The sequence below is a fragment of the Methanoculleus sp. DTU007 genome (assembly GCF_001512385.1).
GTDB classification, from domain to species: domain Archaea; phylum Halobacteriota; class Methanomicrobia; order Methanomicrobiales; family Methanoculleaceae; genus Methanoculleus; species Methanoculleus thermophilus.
Window position 1 is genome coordinate 13,103 of record NZ_LFRO01000009.1, and the last position, 20,649, is coordinate 33,751.

At 61.2% G+C, this 20,649-nt stretch carries 18 protein-coding genes and 2 tRNA genes; 11 read left to right on the forward strand and 9 right to left on the reverse strand.

Annotated elements, in window-relative coordinates:
* Window positions 1-270: 270 nt before the first annotated feature.
* The 5 genes from ACI94_RS01025 to ACI94_RS01045 all read right to left on the reverse strand — a co-directional run bounded on the left by ACI94_RS01025 (window position 271) and on the right by ACI94_RS01045 (window position 4,546).
* Window positions 271-939 carry a flavodoxin family protein gene (locus ACI94_RS01025; protein WP_066954152.1) on the reverse strand — a complete coding sequence of 223 codons (669 nt, stop codon included), beginning with the start codon at window positions 937-939 and terminating at the stop codon, window positions 271-273.
* A gap of 136 nt (window positions 940-1,075) precedes the next feature.
* The gene (locus ACI94_RS01030; protein WP_286680985.1) at window positions 1,076-2,758 is read right to left on the reverse strand and encodes a bifunctional UDP-sugar hydrolase/5'-nucleotidase; all 1,683 of its coding nucleotides are present in this window, start codon (window positions 2,756-2,758) and stop codon (window positions 1,076-1,078) included.
* A gap of 157 nt (window positions 2,759-2,915) precedes the next feature.
* The gene (locus ACI94_RS01035) at window positions 2,916-3,353 is read right to left on the reverse strand and encodes a peptidylprolyl isomerase (protein ID WP_066954146.1); all 438 of its coding nucleotides are present in this window, start codon (window positions 3,351-3,353) and stop codon (window positions 2,916-2,918) included.
* Between the two features lie 300 nt (window positions 3,354-3,653).
* A tRNA-Thr gene (locus tag ACI94_RS01040) sits at window positions 3,654-3,726 on the reverse strand.
* Window positions 3,727-3,814: 88 nt separating this feature from the next.
* Entirely contained in the window at window positions 3,815-4,546 is a 732-nt protein-coding gene (locus ACI94_RS01045) for a sugar phosphate isomerase/epimerase family protein (protein WP_273258703.1), read from the reverse strand.
* Window positions 4,547-4,957: 411 nt separating this feature from the next.
* Here ACI94_RS01045 and ACI94_RS01050 point away from each other — a divergent pair, with 411 nt between their 5' ends.
* The 6 genes from ACI94_RS01050 (at window position 4,958) to ACI94_RS01075 (ending at window position 8,621) form a co-directional block, all read left to right on the forward strand.
* Window positions 4,958-5,773, forward strand: a complete 816-nt coding sequence (locus ACI94_RS01050; RefSeq protein WP_273258701.1) for a radical SAM protein — start codon at window positions 4,958-4,960, stop codon at window positions 5,771-5,773.
* A 63-nt stretch (window positions 5,774-5,836) separates the two neighbouring features.
* On the forward strand, window positions 5,837-6,868 hold the full coding sequence (gene hypD / locus ACI94_RS01055) for a hydrogenase formation protein HypD (RefSeq protein WP_066954140.1): 1,032 nt from the start codon (window positions 5,837-5,839) through the stop codon (window positions 6,866-6,868).
* Window positions 6,869-6,920: 52 nt separating this feature from the next.
* A tRNA-Arg gene (locus tag ACI94_RS01060) sits at window positions 6,921-6,992 on the forward strand.
* Window positions 6,993-7,144: 152 nt separating this feature from the next.
* The gene (locus ACI94_RS01065; RefSeq protein ID WP_066954137.1) at window positions 7,145-7,618 is read left to right on the forward strand and encodes a nuclear transport factor 2 family protein; all 474 of its coding nucleotides are present in this window, start codon (window positions 7,145-7,147) and stop codon (window positions 7,616-7,618) included.
* Window positions 7,619-7,780: 162 nt separating this feature from the next.
* Entirely contained in the window at window positions 7,781-8,440 is a 660-nt protein-coding gene (locus tag ACI94_RS01070) for a hypothetical protein (RefSeq protein ID WP_066954134.1), read from the forward strand.
* A gap of 19 nt (window positions 8,441-8,459) precedes the next feature.
* Window positions 8,460-8,621 (forward strand): hypothetical protein, encoded by a 162-nt coding sequence (locus ACI94_RS01075; RefSeq protein ID WP_169795886.1) that lies wholly within the window; start codon window positions 8,460-8,462, stop codon window positions 8,619-8,621.
* A 32-nt stretch (window positions 8,622-8,653) separates the two neighbouring features.
* Here ACI94_RS01075 and ACI94_RS01080 read toward each other — a convergent pair whose 3' ends face one another.
* Both ACI94_RS01080 and ACI94_RS01085 read right to left on the reverse strand, forming a co-directional pair.
* Window positions 8,654-11,953: an exodeoxyribonuclease V subunit beta gene (locus tag ACI94_RS01080; RefSeq protein ID WP_066954132.1), complete on the reverse strand. Its 3,300-nt coding sequence runs from the start codon at window positions 11,951-11,953 to the stop codon at window positions 8,654-8,656.
* The gene (locus ACI94_RS01085) at window positions 11,940-15,020 is read right to left on the reverse strand and encodes a PD-(D/E)XK nuclease family protein (RefSeq protein WP_273258698.1); all 3,081 of its coding nucleotides are present in this window, start codon (window positions 15,018-15,020) and stop codon (window positions 11,940-11,942) included. Before ACI94_RS01085 ends, ACI94_RS01080 begins: the two co-directional genes overlap by 14 nt.
* Window positions 15,021-15,100: 80 nt before the next feature.
* Here ACI94_RS01085 and ACI94_RS01090 point away from each other — a divergent pair, with 80 nt between their 5' ends.
* The 5 genes from ACI94_RS01090 to ACI94_RS01110 all read left to right on the forward strand — a co-directional run bounded on the left by ACI94_RS01090 (window position 15,101) and on the right by ACI94_RS01110 (window position 18,072).
* Window positions 15,101-16,099: an ADP-ribosylglycohydrolase family protein gene (locus tag ACI94_RS01090; RefSeq protein WP_286680986.1), complete on the forward strand. Its 999-nt coding sequence runs from the start codon at window positions 15,101-15,103 to the stop codon at window positions 16,097-16,099.
* A 6-nt stretch (window positions 16,100-16,105) separates the two neighbouring features.
* On the forward strand, window positions 16,106-16,525 hold the full coding sequence (locus ACI94_RS01095; RefSeq protein ID WP_286680987.1) for a hypothetical protein: 420 nt from the start codon (window positions 16,106-16,108) through the stop codon (window positions 16,523-16,525).
* A gap of 373 nt (window positions 16,526-16,898) precedes the next feature.
* Complete coding sequence (locus ACI94_RS01100; RefSeq protein WP_273258513.1) at window positions 16,899-17,060, forward strand: hypothetical protein; 162 nt, start codon at window positions 16,899-16,901, stop codon at window positions 17,058-17,060.
* Between the two features lie 92 nt (window positions 17,061-17,152).
* Window positions 17,153-17,647, forward strand: a complete 495-nt coding sequence (locus ACI94_RS01105) for a winged helix-turn-helix domain-containing protein (protein ID WP_273258514.1) — start codon at window positions 17,153-17,155, stop codon at window positions 17,645-17,647.
* Window positions 17,648-17,655: 8 nt separating this feature from the next.
* On the forward strand, window positions 17,656-18,072 hold the full coding sequence (locus ACI94_RS01110) for a hypothetical protein (protein ID WP_273258516.1): 417 nt from the start codon (window positions 17,656-17,658) through the stop codon (window positions 18,070-18,072).
* A gap of 128 nt (window positions 18,073-18,200) precedes the next feature.
* On the opposite strand, the gene ACI94_RS01115 is transcribed toward ACI94_RS01110, so the two are convergent.
* Together ACI94_RS01115 and ACI94_RS01120 are read right to left on the reverse strand one after the other, a co-directional pair.
* Window positions 18,201-19,157: a nucleoside recognition protein gene (locus tag ACI94_RS01115; protein ID WP_273258517.1), complete on the reverse strand. Its 957-nt coding sequence runs from the start codon at window positions 19,155-19,157 to the stop codon at window positions 18,201-18,203.
* Window positions 19,158-19,380: 223 nt separating this feature from the next.
* Complete coding sequence (locus ACI94_RS01120; protein ID WP_286680988.1) at window positions 19,381-20,610, reverse strand: ABC transporter substrate-binding protein; 1,230 nt, start codon at window positions 20,608-20,610, stop codon at window positions 19,381-19,383.
* Window positions 20,611-20,649: the final 39 nt, after the last annotated feature.

The following is a 20,649-nucleotide window of genomic DNA, read 5'->3' on the forward strand; positions in this document are numbered from 1 at the left end:
AGTCGGTTTACCGAACGGCGGTATTTTCTGCACGTTACGATAGTCCTCTTACGCTTGGCACGCTCATGCTCTTTGTACCAGGGGATCCATCCACTCATTCCCGTCACGAGCGCCTTCACGCCCGGCGCCGAAGTGGTACCCAGACGGTCGCGTTCTCTCCTCCGGTGAACGGCGCGGCCGGGGTGCCCCTGGGGACGACGGAGTTGGGGACGGCGGCCGAATTTCCCCGGGCTGATCCGGGGTGCGCGGGAGTCTGGGTGAGTGCGGGTTTTACCAGACCCAGACCTGATCGACCCAGTGCTTGTAATCACCCGGCCACTCGGGTTTTTCGCCGGTGATGACCGCTTCGAATTTCTTCTGGAACCGCTCGTGGAACGCTGCGATCTCCGGGTACTGCCGCCGGGTCCGTATTGCCTCGGCAAGCGTCTTTCCGAGTTTGCGCGCATCCTCTTCCGACCGGATCAGGGCATCCGGATCCTTCCCGGTTGCAACTCCCAAACCGCCGATCGGCGTCGCACCGAGCATCTGGAGGAAGTGGTTCAGGTACTTAACAACCTCCTGCTCGGCGTGGTCGCCTGAGGTGGAGACCGAGCATCCGTACTTCCCCGAGAGCACCTGGCACTGGATTCCATCGGCCATGCGATCGATGAGCAGCTTCATCTGGCCGGTGATCTGGTCGATATACACAGGAGACCCGAGCACAAGCCCATCGGCACCCTTGATCTTCTCGTACAGCCCCGGAAAATCGTCATCCTCGACGCACCTGCCCTCCTGGAAACAGGCGCTGCAGGCGTTCCGGAATTTGATATCGAGGTCAATGATGTTTACGAGATCGATCTCTGCCCCTTCCTCCTTTGCACCTTCGAGGACCGCGGCGATGAGCCGCAACGTGGCGCTCCTTTCGCCCCGGGGACTCCCATTGATACCAAGTATCTTCATGACAACAACTCCGGACAGCGGCGCCTATCGCTCGTGCTGGATTATGAAGGTTGCTGCCGGGAGAGCAGCGTCGAGCCCCGGACCCAGGTAGTTACTCATACAGCCATTCGGCTGAAAAAACGGAGAGACCGCAAATTCACGCGACCTTTGTAATCCTTCCTTCCACCTTCACATCCACCGGCCCCGGGAGAGATTCCATGTAGGCGACCAGTGCATCGCGATCGAGCGGGCCATAGACCACATTCTTCCCTTCCGTAAAGATGGTATATCCATCGCCGCCGGTCGCGAGGAAATCGACCATCGCGACTGTGTATTCTGCGTTCGGGTCGAGCACGACGCCGTCCACCCGGACCTCGGTGACCCTGCTGCCGACGGGCTTGCTTTCATCGAAAGCATACGACAGCCCGGAGACGGCGAGGTTGTGGGGCGGCAGCGGGGTCTCCCACTGCCGTTCCAGCGCCTCGAGGACCTGTTCGCCCGTCAGGGTCATTGATAGGACGGTCGAAGAGAAGGGTTGGACTGCATAAAGGTCTCCCCATGTGACGTTGCCCTCTTCTATATCGGCCCGGAGCGAACCGGTGGTGATGAACGCGATATCGGCGCCCATAGCCGCCCGCTGGCTGTCGGCGACGAGGTTGCCGAGCGCGGATTCGCCGGCGTCGGTCTCCAGCCGCGTGATCTCCGCCGAAGCAACCACGACGACCCGGTTCGTCAGCGGCCCGACGGCCTCTTCGCTCATCCGGAGTAGCGACACGGCCTCCGGATCGGGGGTGACACGGGCTTTGTATGCCGGGACGATCTCTGCCGATGCATGGGAGACCTCCCCGGTGAGGGGATCGATGACGAGGTCGACGTCGGCAAACGCCCTGCCGTAACTGTATGCCTGCGTCACCAGCACCGGGTTTCCGCCGGCATTCTCCAGGTAGGCGTTGGTGAATTTGTGGGTGTGGCCCGAGAGGACGAGATCCACGTCAGGGTCAAGGCCGGCGACGATCTCGGCAACCCTGCCCGTCACGTTGCCCCCATCCCTGGTAGGACCGTCGTAGGGGTCTTGCTCGCCGCCCTCGTGGAGGAGGACGACGATCGCATGCACCCCCTGTTGCTGGATCTCCGGGACGTAGCGGTTGATCGACTCGGTCTCGTCTTGAAAGACGAGGTCTTCGACGTAGACCGGGCGCTGGATCGAGGGAGTCTTTGTTGTGGTGGCACCGATGAACGCGATCTTTGCACCTCCTGCATCCAGGATCGTGTAGGGTGCCGCAAGGAGGGTGCCGTTCTCCCTCCAGACCACGTTCGAGCAGACATACTCCGCTACCGCGCCCGGGTAAGGGTCCACAAGGCGGGTGACTGTCGTCGTACCGTTCCCGCCGTGGACAATCCGCAACAGTTCGTCGACGCCCCGGTCGAACTCGTGGTTCCCAAAGGTTGCGACCATCTTCGAGCAGTCGTCCGCAAAACTGTTGAAGAAGAGGAGCGTGGGTTCGTCCAGCAGCAGCCCAGACTCCGGCGGCGACGCGCCGACGACGTCTCCGGGGAACACGATGAACGTGGTCGCATCATCGGCATCCGCCATCGCGCCTTTGAGGTATGACGCAAGCACCGGCGCGCTCCCGGCAGGTTCGCCGTCGAGTTTCTGCCCGTCGGGGAACTGTCCGTGGAAGTCGTTGACCGCGAGGATCTTGACGTGCACCGGTTCGGGACCCGGGGAGAAGGGGCCTGAGAGTGCAATGGGGATAGACACGACGACCAGCAGCAGAAGTAAACCGATGATCGCCTGTGCCCAAGGCGATCCCCCGTCTCCGGATGAGCCTATTCTCATGAGAAGAGGTTTTTATGGACCGGATAAATACCCGCTGGAGCAGACCCGGTTGAAAACCAAAAATACAGTGTTTATACGACTCTTTGACGTAACGTCCGGCGGGCGCGGCGGGGCATCGCCCGCATTCACCGGACGGGGCTTGCGGTCTCTCGAGGGCTCAACCCTCCCGGGGGAGGATCGCCACGACCGTGATCGTGTAGGTGATCGTCTCACCTGCAAGTGGGTGGTTGGCGTCGACGGTGATCGATTTTTCGTCCACGTCGACGACGGTCACCAGGCAGGGTCTGCCCATGACCTCGAGTTTGAGGAATTCGCCGGGGACCGGCTCGTGGTCGAGGTTCAGTTTCTTTCGCTTTACCGTGACGACGAGTTTTCTATGAAACTTCCCATATGCCTTCTCCGGGGGCAGCACCACCGTCACCGTCTCGCCGGGCTCTCTTCCAATCAATGCCTCTTCAAAGAGGGGATTGATCTGCTTTGCTCCAAGGGTTACCCGAATCGGCTCGCCCGACCGGGAGTCCTCGAATATCTCGCCGTCGGGACGTGTGCTGGTGAAGTGCAGGAGGAGGGTGTCGCCGTCTTGTACAGGTGCCATCAGTGCCAGATTGGTTTGTCGGGAGAGTGCCTTAATGCTCGCGATATGCACAGGAGTTGGGGGCCGACATAAGCGTCCGGTACGGCATGGTCAAGATCGATCGTGATGGCGGCCCGCCGGGATCGAAGAGAAGATCGCCCTGCACTCTTCGAACCCCTCTATATACTCTGCATCTGAGGAGTTACAAACCCAGCACCGTGCCGCATTTCTGATGAACTCAGGAGGGATCGCGCCATCCAGCACTGAAGTGCTGACGCTACGGATTAATTTTCGAGAAGAGATTAAGAACTCGGGCTCCCAAGCCTCGGGCGGGAATCGAACCCGCGACCTCGTCCTTACCAAGGACGCGCTCTACCGACTGAGCCACCGAGGCACGAAGCACCAATTATGTTGGAGTTTTTCCTTATAAAAGGTTACGGCCGATCCAGGGTGAAAGGTGGAGGTACCGGGTCAGAACAGAACTATGTACCCGACACCGCAGGATCGATCGCTTCCAGTGCGGTGATGCTGGCGGTCACTCCATCAAGGGTCTCCACCTCAATAATGGGGATGACGTTGTTCCTCTGCACGGCCTCCATCACAGCCACAAAGTCGATCGTCCCGGTCCCTATAGGAGAGTGCGTGTCATCATCGCCATTGTTGTCGTGCAGGTGGTAGTGCGCCGTAGGGTGTGCGAGGAAGCAGTCCAGGCACCCGTTCAAGTTGGCGTGGCCGACGTCGAGCGCAAACCCGATCCCATCGATGAGCGGCAGATCCTCGCAGGAGCGCAGGAAGAAATATTCCCAGTTGCCCATATTCTCCAAAAAGAACGTCACTGAGAGGTCTTCGGCTGCCGCCGTCAGCTCTTTGAGCGATTGCTTGAACATCCCCAGTGCATGATCCCGCTCCTGGATCCACGCGTAATAGCCCGGGTGGATTACCACGTCTGCCCCGACTTCCGCAGCGAGAGTGAATGTCTGCGTCAGGACCTCGATGCTCGCCCGCCGGATGGGCTCATGGATGCTTGCAATGTTGATCCCTCGGGCCGGCGCGTGGATGAAGTAGAGGTACGAGTAACTCTCCAGCGGCTCTACGCTCTCGAGGTGGTGCAGCCCTTCGTCCATCACCTCCACGCAGTCGGTTATCGGAGAAAGTCTTTCGAGTGCTACTGCGAGCGGCTCCTGGTGAAGGCAGTAGGTGGAGACACCGAACATACAGAATGTTCCCGGCCGAAACATTATATACATTCGGAATAAGCACCTTCGCGCGTCGTGTCATGAGGCACTTTCGGCACTCTGTACCGATAAACTATGGCTGATGGCTTCAGAAGTTCTTGTCTCGAATCTACCTGAGAGATCAAAGGCTAGATCATTTCCTACATCGAATCCAATGCCGAAGCCATCGACGAGAGCTTCGCCTCTCTGGCAGTATCGTAACAATCCTCGACCGCGCAGGCGTACGATGAGTTTATCGACGCGATTGTCTACCGGGTCTTTTCTGTCAGCAATCGGGCCGGTATTCCTGACCGCCCGAGCGGCATCAACCGGGCGGCCTCACTTCCATCGACCACTTTAGTGCCGCAAAGGGAATCCTCATACCTCCTCACGCTAGACTATACCCCGGATATGGGATATCACCACCTTTTCGGCCCGGTTCTCTCCCGACGCCTGGGTACCTCGCTCGGGGTCGACCTGATGCCGCAGAAGACTTGCGCCTACGACTGCATCTACTGTGAGTGCGGGCGGACGCTCAACCTCACCTGCGAGCGGCGCGAATACGTCCCAGCCGACCAGGTCATTGCGGAACTCGATGATTTTCTCGCGACGGCACCGGATCTTGACTATGTCACGTTTGCCGGCTCGGGGGAGCTGACGCTCCATACCGGCATCGAGAGGATTATTGCCTTCATCAAAGACAACTACCCCCATTACCAGGTCGCGGTGCTGACGGGGAGCATGCTCCTTCCTGATCCGGAGGTCCGGGCTGCCCTCATGCGGGCAGACCTCGTGGTACCGTCGCTTGATGCGGTCTCAAAAGAGGTCTTTGAAGAGATCAACCGGCCATGCCCGGGCATCACCGCAGAACGGGTGCTTGCAGGGATTACGGCATTTGCCCGGGAGTTCACCGGTCAGATCTGGCTTGAGGTCTTCATTGTCCCGGGCCTCAACGACACCCCAGAGGAACTCCGGCTTCTCAAGGACGCCGTCGCGGCGATCAACCCCGACCGCGTCCAGATCAACACCCTTGATAGGCCGGGCACCGAGATCTGGGTCAGGCCGGCAAACCCTGGAAAACTTGAGCAGATCGCGTCGATGCTTGGCGGAGAGGTGATCGATGCGGCGTCTCCCGGCCGGGCGTCGTCGAGAGATGCCATAGATACCGGGGAAGGTTTGGTCGAGCCCGTGCGGGAAGGGAAAGGGACCTTCTATCGGGCTGCGTGAATCCTCCCGGTGTCACCACCGGCACCAATATGCTCTATCGGCGAGAGATCAGTATGAGAATCCATGGCGGTAGGTAAGGAGATCCTCAAGACACTTCACGATCTCGTCGATCGGGATATCACGCTCATGCATATCTGTGGTACCCACGAGGCGGCGATCGCGCGCGCCGGACTCCGGAGCATCCTTCCCGAAAGGCTCAAGATCGTGATGGGACCGGGCTGTCCGGTCTGCATCACGCCGCAGGGGGAGATTGATGCCGCGCTCGACCTGGTTGAGCGCGGCTGCACCATTACGACCTACGGCGATCTTTTACGCGTCCCGGGGACGAAGGGCTCGCTCGAGTCGAGCGGTGGAGACGTCCGGGTGGTGCAGGGCGTCCACAAGGCGGTGGAGATCGCAAGACGGGAGCCTGACCGGGAGGTCGTCTTTATATCGGTCGGATTCGAGACCACCGCGCCGACGGTCGCCGCCACGATCCTCACCCGCCCGCCAGAAAACTTCTCGATCCTCTCGTGCCACCGGCTCGTCCCCCCGGCAATGGAGTGGCTCCTCTCTCAGGGGGAGGCGACGCTTGATGGGTTCATCCTCCCCGGGCACGTCTGCACGGTGATGGGCTATGAAGAGTATGAGCGGTTCCCCGTCCCGCAGGTCGTCGCGGGGTTCGAACCGGAGGACATTCTCCTTGGCCTTCTGATGGCGGTGCAGCAGGTCCGCGATGGCGTGCATAAGGTGGAGAACGCATACCCGCGCGCGGTCACCCGGGAGGGGAACGTCAAGGCGAAACGCCTCATGTATGAGGTTTTTGATCCGTTCGATGTTGAATGGCGCGGGTTCCCGGTGATCCCGGCATCGGGCCTCCGCTTAAAGCCGGAGTTCGAGGCCTACGACGCGCAGAAGAAGTTCGATATCACGATCCGGCACGTGGATAAGCATTCGGCCTGCATCTGCGATAAAGTGCTGCGCGGCGTCGCCCGGCCGTCCGATTGCCGGCTCTTTGCGAAGGTCTGCACTCCGCGCACTCCGGTCGGTCCCTGCATGGTCAGCCACGAAGGAGCCTGTAAGATCTGGCATCTCTACGAGTCAAGGAGGAGATGAGGGGCTCCTTATCGCTGGCCTTTTATATAATAGGCAACAACATGTTATGACGGCCCCGGTAGGGTAGTGGATATCCTGAAAGCCTCCGGAGCTTTCGACCTGGGTTCAAATCCCAGCCGGGGCGTCCTATTTCTCAACTCAGTTCCACCACAAAGCACATTTACGATTTAGCAATGCAATTCTACTATCTAACTACCTCGTTCTGCCGTCCGCACGAGGGTGCGCCGATGCCATCCGGGCATACTCTTATCAACACCGCAGTGATGTCATGCACGTATGACCGAGCAGAGTCGACCCCCGTTGCCGCCGTTCACGTATGAAACGGCGGTGCAGAAAGTCCGTATGGCTGAGGACGCATGGAACTCCCGTGACCCGGTGAGGGTCTCGCTTGCGTACAGCCCCGACAGCGTCTGGCGCAACAGAGCGGAGTTCGTGAACGGCCGCGAGGAGATTGTCAAATTCCTGCAGCGGAAGTGGGCGAAAGAACTCGATTACCGCCTGATCAAGGAGGTCTGGGCGTTCCATGAAGCGCGAATAGCCGTACGATTCGCATACGAGTGGCACGACGACTCGGGGAATTGGTTCCGCTCCTATGGGAATGAGAACTGGGAGTTTGATGAGCATGGGCTGATGCGCCGCCGCTACGCCAGCATCAACGACCTGCCGATCACAGAGGGGGAGCGAAAGTTTCACTGGCCGCTGGGGCGGCGCCCTGATGATCATCCTGGGCTCTCCGACCTGGGGCTGTAATCCTGTGCCGCCGGTCCTTGGGGTCGTTACCCGGCAGCACGACGCTGTCCATCCCCGGTGTTACGGTACCGTGACCATGAGCGACGCAGGACTCGGTATGCCATGCCCGAAGACGGTGGACGACCGGTTTCTTCTTCACCCCCCGGCTCCATACCCTCTCCAATGCCCGACGACCAAGAGATTATCAGAGCGGCCCTCCGGAGAGCGCGTGAACTCGGGGCCGACGTGGCGGGAGCAGTCCCGGCAAAGCGGCTTATCGACTGTCCTTCAGCGGTTGCGGATGGATACCGGGGATCGCAGAGAGACCGGGGGACCTACATCGTCCTCGGGCTTTACCACGATCCAGAGCACCCCGAACTCGACCTCTGGGAACCAGACCGTGGGACGCCCGGAGACCGGATCCTTACTGGTATCGGGAGAGATCTCGGCCGCTGGCTGCAGGAGCACTATGGGGTCGAAAGCCGGGTCATCCCCTACCAGCCGGAGGCCGGCGGGATCTACCTCAAAGACGCGGCATGTATGGCGGGCATCGGGCGCATGGGGAGAAACAACCTCGTCCTGGTCCCAGGATACGGGCCGAGGGTCCGGTTCCGGGCGGTCTGGGTGGAGCTGGAATGCCCAGATCGTGACCTTCCAAAAGGCGATCTCTGTGCCGGCTGCGAGGGCTACTGCATCCGCGCCTGCCCGATGGACGCCTTATCCACCGGCAGGTTCAGCCGGGAGCGGTGCCTTGAGCGGATGAACGCCGACAAAGCCTCCGGGAGAGAACGCATCGATCACTGCCGCGCCTGCGAACTTGCCTGCCCTGCCAGGGGGGAGTAGAGGGCATGGTGATAGTATTATGAAAGTGCTCGTGAGAACCCCCGAGGGCGCTGAAGAGGTCAGAGAGGTCGACTCCGAATGGGTCATCCCCGGAGACGTTCTCGCCGACGGCTCGATCGTCCTTGAACTCTGGGACGAACTCTCGGACGACGATCTCCTCGCGATCGGGCTCTATGACTGAAGCCGCGGGGAGGCCGGTGCGAAAACCTCTCTTTACCTTACCCCCTGCTCGTCTTCTTTTCCTCCCTCGATCTCCCTGACCGCACGGGCGATCTCGGCAAAGACCCGATCCTCGTCCACCGTAACCTCAACCCAGCGATCGAGATCGACGAAGTAGAGGTAGGGTGTCACCGGCGCCCCGAGAATCTGCCTCGCCGCACGGCGGTAGATCGTCATCTGGATTGCGTAATCCTCAAGATCCCCCGGCTTTCCTGTCTTGTAGTCGATGAGCAGCCAGGCGCCGCCCGGTCGTTGTACCAGTCGGTCGATGGTCCCCTGGAACGCAAACCCGTTCACCCGCACGAGGAACGGCACCTCACGGTGGTCCTGGAGAGCGTCCTGCATCAGGGGCGAGGCGAGGAACCGCTCGTAGAGCTCCCGGTACTCGTCTGCCTTGCCGGAATCCATGCCGTAGCGCCGCAGCACCGTAGCGGGGTCCCGGCCTTGGAAGACCTCGTGGACGACGAGGCCGCGGGTCAGGCCGTCTCCCCCGGTGGCAAACCCCGGTGACCGTGATTCCAACGAGCCGCGGAGGTACGCCTCAATCTCGCTTGCCGAGTATACGCGCTCCTCCGCCCCGTCCGGGAGAATGCCCACCGGGGCGGCCGCCGCGGGAAGATCGTCCGGCAGTGACAGGCAGACCCTGGCGGTCTCCTGCACCTCGACCGGGATCGCAGAGGGATCGGTGGTGAGCGGGATATGGAGTTCCTCGTCGTTTGGGAGGGCGAGCACGGCCTCGCCCCGGGCGCGGACCTCTGGCGTGAGACCGAGACAGTGCGCGAGCCAGGCCATCCGGGTTTTCCCGTCCTCAAGGCTCTTTGGGACTTCATCCAACGCCTCTCCGCAGAGGATGAGGTGATCTCGTGCCCGGGTCACAGCGACATAGAAGAGCCGTTTGCGCTCCGCCTCCTCTTTCTGCCGGTGCTCGTCCTTGAGTATCCGGAGGATGGGCGTCTCCTCACGCTCGTGGTCGTTTGCCGGGTTCGGGATCGAGACCCCGAGCATCAGCCCTTCCTCCACCATGATGGTCGCGCCGTCGGGCCGCGGGGTCTCCGAAAGGTCCGGGACGACGACAACCGGAAACTCCAGCCCCTTTGCAGCATGGACGGTCATGATCAGGACCGCATCGGAGGACGCAAGATCCAGGAGAGCATCCCCCTCCCGCTGCTCGTCATCGATGCATCGCCCGAGTTCTGCCACGAGATCATCGAGCGTGGAGGAACCGGCCTCCCTCGCGATGGCGATCAGTTTCTCGACGTTCGCTGCGGCCTGCTCACCCCCGATCATCCCGCCGAAGACGACAAAGATGCCTGAGGATTCGACGATCCGGCGGAGGAGAAGGGCTGGCGGGAGCCTGCGGGAGAGCGAGATCCAGTCCCGGAGGGTCGCCGCAGCCCTGACTGCATCCGCGCCCCCGTCCGCCAACAATCGCTCCCAGAGGTATGCCCCCGGTGATGCGGCGAGATGATAGAGCCGGGCATCGGAGAACCCGAAGTATGGTGACCGCAGCACGCCGTAGAGCGCCGCATCGTCCAGGTGGTTTACAAGGAACCGAAGGATATTATAGAGGTCGTAGACCTCCTGGCGCTCGTAGAACCCGAGGCCCGCGTGGACGTGGTAGGGAACGCCGTACCGGGCGAGCGCCCACTCGTAGTAGGAAAGGTTCGTCCGCCGCTCAAGGAGGATGGCGACGTCCCCATACCCGGCCGGCCTTGATCCCCCGTCCAGATAGACCCGCTTCTCTCCCTGCTCGACGATGGCGCGGATCTTTCTTGCCACCATCTCCGCTTCGGCCCGGCGGCCTTCCGCCCGGTCCTTGATCTTTGGACAGAGGAGGAGTTCGACCGAACCGGTCTCGCTCTTTCGGGATGCGTGCAGGGGCTCGTAGAGGAACTCCCAGGGGCGTTCGCACTCCGCCATCAGAGAGCCGAAGATTGCGTTGGTAAACCCGAGAACCTCCGGGGTGCTCCGGAAATTGACGTCGAGCGCTATCGTCTCCCCGCCGAGGGCGTGCTCGATCAGGTCGCGGGCGTTCCTGAACTGCGTCACGTCCGCCTCCCGGAAGAGGTAGATGGACTGCTTCGGGTCGCCGACGATGAAGAGATTCGCGGGGTTCTCGTCCGGGTCGCCGAGAATAGCCCTGATGATTGCGATCTGGACGGGATCGGTATCCTGGAACTCATCGATCAGAATGTACCGGAACCGATTCCGGAAGTGCGCGCTAAGGATATCCTCGCGATCGGAGAAGAGCCGGTGGGTGCGGTTCACCAGGTCATCGTAGTCGAGGGCGTTTTGCCGCCTCTTTTCCGCTTCAACCGCTTCGAGGAAAGTCAAGAAGGTCACCCCGAGGTCGCGGAGGAAGTCGAGCGTCGCCCGGGTGAACGGGTCGGCAGGGTCGAACGCAAGCGAGAGGATCCCGGCGTGGTCCTTGAGGCACCTATCCAGGTTCTTGTAGGCCGCCTGGAGGGCATCGAGGTCGTCACCGCTCCAATTCTTCTTTTGCCCCATTCTCGCAGAGAAACGCCGGTCTTTGTGGACTTCGAGCATCTCCGCGACCCTGATCTCACCGGAGAGGCAGGGTCCGATGGCTCGAAGGTAGACCTCCCCCGGGTCCCGCTCACCCGAATAGCGGGCGGCGAGATCCCGGAGCGTCTCGATCGATGGGGCGGCACGTTCGAGGAAGGTTGCGAGGGTCTCCGCCCGATGCCGCTCCACGGCCTCCTGCCAGGCATCGAGCACTTTCTCCTCGCCCTCTGCGAGCGCGGCAAAGAACGCCTCGGTAGCCCCGCGGCGGGAGTACAGGGTCTCCAGGTATCTCTTCAACTCGTACGGCCCTATCGCCCGCAGGACAGCAATCACTGCGGCGCGGCACGTTTCTGGAGGACAGCCATGGATGAGGTCCTCCGCCACCTTCTCCCGGAGCCGGAACGCCTCCCACTCATCAAGGACGGCAAAGGCCGGCCCCACCCCGGCCTCGATGGAGAATTCGCGAAGGACTGAGGCGCAGAAGGAGTGGAAAGTCGATATCTTCGCCCACAAGAACTCATTCCGGGTGGCGTCCCACCGCTCTCCCTCTTTTGCTGCAATCGCCTGGCGGACCCGGACTCTCATCTCGTTCGCCGCCTTCTCGGTGAAGGTCAGGGCGAGGATCTCCCCGACACAGGCACCGGCTTCAAGGAGGCTTAGGTACTTCTGGACCAGGACGTGCGTCTTTCCCGTCCCCGCCCCGGCGGTGACGCACCGGCTCATTGAATGGTCGAGCGCGGCCCTCGCCTGGCGTTCAGTCAGTGCCATCGGGGATCGCCTCCGCTTCGAGTATCCGCAGGGGATCGAACCGGCAGATAGTCTTAAAGCCGCAGTAGGTCGGGCATGGACCGGAATCCAACCGGGGCGGGAAGAAGCCCCTCCGAATCCCAGCAAGATACTTCTGCACCCACGAGAGCGTGGTCTCGACCAGTTCCCGGACATCCCCGACGCCGTTTCTCTGTGAACCCGTGTAGCAGGAGAAGCACTCCGCAAGACTCGCGTCCCAGAAGACCGGCCGATTCCGGACCTCCCCGCGCTTGAGGGTGTAGTAGGTGCCTGCGACTCCTTCCATCCCTGTCAGGATCTCGACTGCCCGAAGGTATAGAGGGAGCTGGAGCGCTTTTCCAGCCTGGATATCCTTGAGTCCGTGGTGTGAGGTCCCCGTCTTGTAGTCGGTGATCATGAACCGGCCGTCGGGCATGACGTCGACGCGGTCGACCCTGCCCCGCAGGCGAATCGTCTCGTTGCCAAGCGGGATGGCGATTGCATCCTCAATCGAGGCAGCGTCGACCTCTCCCGGCACCAGCGGGAGGCCGAACGAGACCTCGAAGGCCTGCGGGACGAAATGGGAGCCCGCGACCGCCATCTCGTGCTCGAGAAACCGTTCAAGGAGGCCCCTTCCCACCGCGGGCGACCCAAGGAGGACCTCCTTATCCGCAACCCAGAGGGGGCTATCGAGGGCAAGCCGTTCTGTCTCCTCCCGGCCGGTATCGAGGATCCGCCGGACGGCATCCGGGTAGCACGCCTCGGTGAGCGCCCCGTTGCCGTCACCCTTCCAGCCGGAGTAGAACCGATAGGTTATCCGGTGGATGAGGCTCCCCCGCTCCTGTGCCGTCAGGTCGGGATCGGCATCGGGAAAGGGTGCAAGTCCGAGGACCTGCTCCAGGTAGAACCGGAACGGACAGTCCGCGTAGGTCTCAAGCGCGGTCGGAGAAAAGATCGCCCCGTCGCCGAACCGTTCGGCAAGCGCCGCGAGGATTGCCGGGTCACCCTCGAGGAGGCCATCGTAGGGGGAGTCGTAGGCGCCCTTCCTGTGGTAGTTCTCGATGTTGAGCCGGGAGACCGCCTCGGGAACCGTGAGGCCCGGCGGCATCCTCTCCGGCATCTCCCCCCGGGCGAGGTGGGCGCCGGCTCGCCTGGCTGCTGCGAGCCGGGAGTCCGGGAAGTCACCGCTCCCCCACGGTGCAGGGGAGAACGCCTCTTTGGCGGCGTCGATGAATCCTGATCGCACCAGCGGCGTTGCGCCGTCGGATGCGGGGTAACTCAAGTAGACACGGGTCCGCCCGGAAAGGAGAGCCGCGATGAAGTGGTAGCGCTCTTCCCGGAGGATATCCTCTCCTGTTCGTGTCCCAAGGCGCCGAGTCTCGGCATCGGTGGTGAACGGAAGCCGGGTGGTGAGCCGGGGCATCGCGCCCTCCACGAGGTCGCCGATGAAGAGGTAGGGGACGGAAAGGTGTGCAACCTCCCGGACGCCGACCACCTGGACGGCGTTGCCGTGCCGCTCTCTGCCGGTCCGGGTCCCGGAGAGAAGGAGTTCAAGCATGGAGAAGAACTCCGCAAGCGGTATCTTCTCCCCCGGGAGCAGCAAGGCAAAGCGGTCGAGCGCCGCGAGCGCCTCCGTAAATCCCCTAAGATCCCGGGCCTCACGATCGAGGAGATCGGGGTCGCCGTCTGCCGGCATCACCGGGGCCTGCCACCGCTCGAGGAGCGAGCGGTAGGCAGCAAGGTGCTCCCGGATTGTCTTTTCACCCTCAAGAGCCGCAAGGTCGGCAAAGAGCGACCTGATCTTCTCCTGTGCTGCCGTGACGGCAGCAATCTTTGCCGTGAGCCGGTGCTTGGGCGCATCCGGTCTAGCCCGCTCATTCTCAAGGGTGCGGATGAGCGCGGCAAACCGCTCCTCCCAGGAGGCGGCTCCGGCGGTGATCCGGGCCTCCCGGGAGAGGAAGTCGATCTCGCAACCGCCGGCGTTCGGCAGGTAAGGAGAGGCCGTGAGGGCGACGACGTCCTCCCGTCGGTAGCCGCGGATCGGGACGGCGAGGACCGAAAGAAGCGCCCAGACAAGCGGTGATGCAGAGAGCGGCCGACCGCCGGACGCGGTGTACGGGATCGCGAAGTCGGGGAATACCTCTTCCACATAGGGCACCATTGACGCGAGATCGGGAAACGCGACCGCGATCTCATCGGGCCGGACCCCTCCCGCGATCAGGGAGCGGATCTCCTGGGCGATCGCCCGGACCTCATCGAGTCTGTCCCGCCGTTCTGCGACCATAATGGACTCGCTGTAGTCCGCTGGCTCGCACCGGGAGAAGAGCCGGGCAATGCGCAAAGAGCGCTCGTTTTTTTCATCCCCGGAGACGACCGCATCCGGGCCAAGCCACCCGCCGTCGTCCGAGAAGACCGCCGGGTTTGGGGCGTAGGGCAGCATGTAGTAGAACTCATCTGCACTCTGGCGCAGGGCAAGAAGCAGGTCCCGCTCGAGCGGCATCGGCTCGAAGAGCCCATAGACGTAGACGGTCCGGAACCCGACGCCTTCACCGGCGATCACCCTCATTGCGCGGGAATAGAGCGTGCTTTCGTCGACGAGGCGGTGCTCGTCGAGGAACTGGAGGTAGGCGTCGAGGAGGCGGGCAATCTCGGCGCTCTTCTGACTTGCAAGGTCGCCGAGGGCGGCCGGATACTCGACCTTCCGCATGATGAGGACTTCAAAGAGGGTCGCGAGTTCCTCGACGGCCCCGGACCCGGAAAGGAGCGGGCACCTGCCGGCGGCAAGCAGCCGGGCGAGAATGAGCCGTGACTCGGTAGCGGAGATCAGCGTCTCCGATGTTGCATGGGCCAGGACCACCTTCCTTGCAAACCCGGGGAGGGTGGTGACGGTATCGGCGATGACGGGGATACCCTCCTTGCCGAGGCGGTGGACGATCCTCCGGGCAAGGTGGGAGGTCGGGACGATGAGGATGGTGGCGAACGGGTCGCGGGCGGCAGATCTCCGGAACTCCGCAATGAATCTCTCTAGACCCTCTCCGGGCAATTGGCGGTACAGAACGGCGCGGGACATTCGGCAATCTCTCTTGATGAGAGATAGGGAGTGAGGAAGGGATGAAAGTTGCTATTTGAGCCGAAACAGAACGCTCTTTGGTGAAAGTGACGCCAGAGTTGATCATGGAGAGGATCGACCGTTACCGCGGCTGCCTGCTCGGGCTCGCCGTCGGCGACGCCCTCGGGGTAGCCGTCGAGTTCCGGCCGCCGGGAACGTTTGAGCCTGTCACCGGCATGGTCGGCGGCGGACGCCACAACCTCAAGCCCGGGGAATGGACCGACGATACCTCGCTCGCCCTCTGTCTTGCCGAGAGCCTGAACGAGAGGCAGGGGTTCGACCCCATCGACCAGCTGGATCGTTACGTGCGCTGGTACCGGGAGGGGCACCTCTCGAGCACAGAGAGGTGCTTTGATATCGGGACGACGACCCGAAGGGCCCTCGAGCGCTTCATGCGCACCCGCGAGCCCTTCCCTGGTCTGACCGACGAGTGGTCGGCAGGCAACGGATCGTTGATGCGTCTAGCCCCGGTGCCGATCTTCTACGCTAAAGATCCTGCCCGGGCGATCGAACTACTCTCCGGCGAGAGCTCGCGGACCACGCACGCACTGCCGGTGGCCGTCGACGCCTGCAGGTACTTCGGGGGGCTGATCTTCGGAGCACTTGCCGGTGCGCCGAAAGAGGCGCTGCTTTCGGAACGCTACTCGCCGGTTCCGGGCTACTGGGAAGAGCACCCGCTCACCGGCGAGATCGATGCGGTCGCGGCGGGGTCCTACCTCCGCAAAGAGCCGCCCGAGATCCGGGGGCGCGGGTATGTCGCGGCCTCGGTCGAGGCGGCGCTCTGGGCGTTTGGCCGGAGCAGCACGTTTGAAGAGGGCTGCCTCCTCGCGGTGAACCTCGGAGAGGATGCCGATACCACCGCGGCGGTCTACGGGCAGCTCGCCGGGGCGTACTCCGGGGCGTCCGCGATCCCGCGGGGGTGGCTCGAGTGCCTTGCAAAGCGCGACCTCATCGAGGCGTATGCCGAGCGGCTGATGCGGTGCAGTGACGCCTGCGTCGAGCAGTTGTGCGGCACAGGTGACCCACAACGGAACCACTGAACGCCCATGGACACGAACTTCTGCCGCCACTACTCCGGCGACGGCACGCCGCCGTCGAACCGCTACTGCCGGGTCTGCCCGGAGGTAGCCTGCGGCCGGCTCTGGCGGCGGGTCCTCGATCTTTCAGAGTCAAACGGCGGAGACACGGTCCAGCTCCCCGGGACGCGGGCAGTCCTCTTCCCGAATCCGAAGAACCCGGATTTCGTCCGGCTGCAGGTCAACTGCCGGTGGGGTCTCCCGAAAGAGGACTTTCTGCACTACATCGCCACCGGCCACGCAAAGATGGGCCGGCAGGGGCAGCGGAGCGACCCCCGTGCATCCCCGAGCTGCACCCGGCAGGAGCCCTACGTGCAGGCGATCGTCCAACTGCTCGGCGGGATGGATATACCGGAGATACGGGCGGTGCGGGAGGTGCAGGGTGGGTGATTCATTGAGAAGCAGCCGCGTTCGTGAACGGTGCAATCTGTAGAGCCCCCTGTATGCAATGAAGCCAGATAGGGTGAGACAACACAGGCTTTCCGTGCAGCCCAAAAAAAGCCGTCGCTAAAACGGATTTAAGACCCTGCTGAAGGAGGAAAGCCGATATCGGCCCCTCAAAAGCAACGAAACTTAAACAACCACATTATATATAGCAACGAAAAGAACTGTAAATCAGTGTCTTATGTCATGCGATCTCCCCGATGAAGCGCTCTTTATTCTCAATGTTTTGTACAAGGGGAGGCACTTTCGGACAGATGCAGGCTACCATTCCGAAAAACTGTACAAGATTTATATAAAGAAATTCACAGGACGATCTTGTTTGTCCATTGAAGACGCACTTCAGATCCTGATGAACGACGGATATGTGGCACAGATCAAGAAAAAGAAGGTGAAATACTACGTAGCCGACATGAAAGGCGCCATCTTTGCCCTGAAAAGTCATGGACATAACGTCGTTGATGGGCGATATCGTAAGCTCTAACGTGATGCAAAATATTTTTATCACTTGCGACAATATCAGTTATCAGTAAGCGTAGAGTATTCTTGATCACCGCATGAAATTATGTGAGATCTATGGCACGTCCGTTTGAAGGATTATTTGGAAACACCTGCGAGTTGAGAATTCTCGAGTTCCTCCTGCCGCTGTCCGACATGGAATTTAACGTTACCGAACTCGCAGAAGAGGCAGGCGTTTCGCGTGTCACCGCAGGCAGGGTCGTGAAAAAATTTGTTGCATGGGGCCTCCTGAACGTGGGTGCTGGAAAGATCCCTCTCTACTCGATTAATACGGATTCTTCGATTGTGCGGCGCATTGATGACCTGAACAATGCCCTCATCGAGAAAATGCTCGGTGAAGAACGGCTTAAAGAAATCCACGAGTATATCCAGGACAGGGATGTCAGCGCACCACTGAACATCTCCGCAGAGGAGGGTTGGATTTCCAGGTATGCCCCTTTTGAGGGTGAATCCTGGGGAGGCAGTGTCATTGGAGCGACATCCGTGTTCGTCTCACCGTGCGTGACTGCAGATAGCATCTATGGCAATGAGCATCCGAGATATTTCCAGTGAGGGAAATTATGTCAAGGCAAGATTTCTTCAGAAAGGAACTCGTCACCGAGTTGCGGCGGGTAGAAGCGATGATGCGAAAGGAAGAGAACATTGAGAAGAAAATTTACTATTTCTCTGCAGCATATGGCATAACTAACCGCACGCTCCGCTATGCATTCACTGATGACTACCTTATGGCTGATTTCGTCCTCAATACCTGTTATACGGGGTTGATGGATCGGTTCAAACGCATCCGTTCCGGCGATAGCACAGTTCCGCTTGAAATGAAGCATTTTGAAAAAATTCAAGAAGGGATGAGGTTGCTTGCCGATGCTTTCGACGAAGGTACATCGATCCTCAAACCTCTCGAAACCATACTGACTGCTACCTTCGCAACATCAGGCCCCGGGAATTACCTGCGGGAGAAAGGAGACCTACAGATCTAATCCAATAATCCCGTTTTCAAAGAATTTCCACGCCATCGAAGATCTTTTTTACAGCACCAAAAGAGCGAAGCAGCCTGCTAATACATCCTGACGCTCGACTCAAGAACGTCACCCGCAACGCCGCACTCTCACCCCCACCCGAATCCGTACGCCAGCACGGCGACCAGCAACACCATGATCCCGTTCCGGAGCGCCGTCGAGACGAGCATGATCTCCGTTCCCGTCCGCATCCCGAAGATCGCGACGTAAGAAGACCCGAGCCACCGGATGCTCCGCGTCACGCTGGTGAGGACGTTGCCGACGAGCAGGGTGAGGACGATCTGCTGCCAGGTCATATCCCCGGCGGCGAGCAGGGCGGAGGCGACGCTCGCACCCGCGACGAAACTGCCGAACTGTGCCGCGATGATGGCGAACCCCTCCGGCGGCACGGGGAAGACCGCTCCCGCGCCCTGCATCATCACGGCAAGCCGGTCGAAGACGCCGGCGTTGATGAGGAATGCGACGACGACGACGGTGGGGACGGTGATCGAGAGCAGGCGCGTGAGGGTCTTCTTCGAGGAGGTGCACGCCGTCCGTAGCGCCTCCCGGAGCGTGATGGCCGGCTCCTCTGCCGGAACGAACGGTGCGCATGGCGAGGGGGTGAGGACGGCACGGCCGAAAAGCATGACGATCACGGTCTTTGCGAGGCCGACGAGCATCAGCAGGCCGAAGTAGACGAGGCCGGGGATGCCGAGGAGCGGGACGTAGACGGGGAGGAGATAGCGCCAGTGCATGACCACCGTCGGAAACGAGTTCATGGTTGCCGCGATGATCATCTCCCTGCGGCTGATGATCTCCTTTGCATGGTAATCCACGAGCATGGCGTTCGCGGCCGGAGGAGAGACGAAGGCCATGAGAAAACTCGTGCCGCATTCCTCCCGCAGGCGGGCGAACGAGGTGAGGGGGCGGGAGAAGGCCGCAATCCTGCCGGCAATCTTCAGGGCGACGAGCACCTCGGCGAGGAAGACCCCGACGACCATCATCGGGACGACCTCGCCGAGCAGTCCGGCCGCGAGCGTCGCCGTCTGAATGATACCGTCGTACATGGTTCCCCCGGAGGCGGCAGCGCCCCTGTGATGTGAAGAACCTCAGCCTGGAATCTAATAAATAATTGGATTCTTGCCTGGAAATTCCACTAAATATGATTTATAACAATATGGGTAGCACTCGCGCACGGGGATGCCGCCAGGGACACCATGCCCCCGGCCGGGACTCGCGACCGCGGTTGCGTGGAGATGAGCTCCACGCACGGCCGTCGATCTCCGGCGCTCAGAAGTTCTCCTCAACCATCCAGTCCATCCACTGGACCGACCGGAGTTCCTTCGCCGTCGCTTCATCGACCCCGTAAACCTGCTGGTAGAAATCAAGCGTCCACTCGCCGACGTTGATGTCCGCGAACCTCTCGGGGTATGCAGCCTTGGCGATCACCATCGCCTCGATCGGATACTCGAGACGCTTCGCCCAGTTATAGGGCGTGTACGGCAGAGCGTAAACCCGGTGATTCTTGACCGCCGTGAGTTCCTGCAGGTTCTGGTAATACGGGGCAGTGTAGAGTTCGCTTGCCGGGTGGTAGCCCTGTGCGGTCGGGAGAACTATCACATCAGGATCGAGCGCCAGCACCTGCTCGGTCGAGATGACAACGAACGCCCCGGTGCCCTCATACGCGTTCTTCGCGTTTGCTATCTCCTCGATGAAATAAGACTCGATTGTATCGCCGCCCCAGGCCATTCCGGCACCGCCGCCCTGCCGGGCCCGCGGCGAAAGACCGAACTGCATCATCCGCGGTTTTTCACTATCAGGAATGTCTTTCGTGCGCTCCCGAATCACGGCGATCTCCCCCTCGAGATAGGACGCAAGCGCATCAGCATCCTCCTGCCGTGCAAAGACCTCGCCGACGAGCCGGATCTCTTCGCCGACATTGTCCACGGTCGGGCGTTCCTGATACGGCGGGCCGACAAGGATGACAAGCGGGATGCCGAGCGAATCGATCGTCTGGATCGTCTTCTCAAGGTTCTCGTCGGATCCCGCGCTGAATGCCCATGCCCCGGCACGGAGGAAGACGACGTCCGGGTCGAGGGAGGCGAGCGTCTCGTAGTTGATCGCCGTCCCGGACGTAACCAGCACCGGGAGGTCGGCAAGATCAGGTGCGAGATACCTGACCGGGTTCATGCCGTTTTTGTACTCGTACGTCCCGCCTTCCGTCGTCTCGAAGGTGTAATTGTAGTCCTTAATCCATTCGCCGCCGAGCCCGACAACCCGGTCCTGCATTCCGAACCGGTACATGATGCCTTCGACGAACCCGTCATCGATGCAGACGACCCGATCGATCGTCGCCGGGATCTCCACCGTCCGCCCGCGCATATCGGTGATCGTCCTTATCCCGGACTCGTCACCGGCCGGTTCGCCGGCGGTCGTTCCCGTGCATCCGCAGATGAAGACCGCACAGAGCAGGCAGACAAAAAGCAGGGCGGCCCCTCCGCCACAACAACTACGTTTCATAACTAGGAATTGAATAAGTAATATATAAATTGAATTCTT

What these genes read in the sequence shown, in the direction of transcription:
- ACI94_RS01025 (WP_066954152.1), bottom strand. Translation starts at nt 939, where the DNA reads ATGAAGATACTTGGTATCAATGGGAGTCCCCGGGGCGAAAGGAGCGCC.
- ACI94_RS01030 (WP_286680985.1), bottom strand. Translation starts at nt 2,758, where the DNA reads ATGAGAATAGGCTCATCCGGAGACGGGGGATCGCCTTGGGCACAGGCG.
- ACI94_RS01035 (WP_066954146.1), bottom strand. Translation starts at nt 3,353, where the DNA reads ATGGCACCTGTACAAGACGGCGACACCCTCCTCCTGCACTTCACCAGC.
- ACI94_RS01045 (WP_273258703.1), bottom strand. Translation starts at nt 4,546, where the DNA reads ATGTTCGGTGTCTCCACCTACTGCCTTCACCAGGAGCCGCTCGCAGTA.
- ACI94_RS01050 (WP_273258701.1), top strand. Translation starts at nt 4,958, where the DNA reads ATGGGATATCACCACCTTTTCGGCCCGGTTCTCTCCCGACGCCTGGGT.
- hypD (WP_066954140.1), top strand. Translation starts at nt 5,837, where the DNA reads ATGGCGGTAGGTAAGGAGATCCTCAAGACACTTCACGATCTCGTCGAT.
- ACI94_RS01065 (WP_066954137.1), top strand. Translation starts at nt 7,145, where the DNA reads ATGACCGAGCAGAGTCGACCCCCGTTGCCGCCGTTCACGTATGAAACG.
- ACI94_RS01070 (WP_066954134.1), top strand. Translation starts at nt 7,781, where the DNA reads ATGCCCGACGACCAAGAGATTATCAGAGCGGCCCTCCGGAGAGCGCGT.
- ACI94_RS01075 (WP_169795886.1), top strand. Translation starts at nt 8,460, where the DNA reads ATGAAAGTGCTCGTGAGAACCCCCGAGGGCGCTGAAGAGGTCAGAGAG.
- ACI94_RS01080 (WP_066954132.1), bottom strand. Translation starts at nt 11,953, where the DNA reads ATGGCACTGACTGAACGCCAGGCGAGGGCCGCGCTCGACCATTCAATG.
- ACI94_RS01085 (WP_273258698.1), bottom strand. Translation starts at nt 15,020, where the DNA reads ATGTCCCGCGCCGTTCTGTACCGCCAATTGCCCGGAGAGGGTCTAGAG.
- ACI94_RS01095 (WP_286680987.1), top strand. Translation starts at nt 16,106, where the DNA reads ATGGACACGAACTTCTGCCGCCACTACTCCGGCGACGGCACGCCGCCG.
- ACI94_RS01105 (WP_273258514.1), top strand. Translation starts at nt 17,153, where the DNA reads ATGGCACGTCCGTTTGAAGGATTATTTGGAAACACCTGCGAGTTGAGA.
- ACI94_RS01110 (WP_273258516.1), top strand. Translation starts at nt 17,656, where the DNA reads ATGTCAAGGCAAGATTTCTTCAGAAAGGAACTCGTCACCGAGTTGCGG.
- ACI94_RS01115 (WP_273258517.1), bottom strand. Translation starts at nt 19,157, where the DNA reads ATGTACGACGGTATCATTCAGACGGCGACGCTCGCGGCCGGACTGCTC.
- ACI94_RS01120 (WP_286680988.1), bottom strand. Translation starts at nt 20,610, where the DNA reads ATGAAACGTAGTTGTTGTGGCGGAGGGGCCGCCCTGCTTTTTGTCTGC.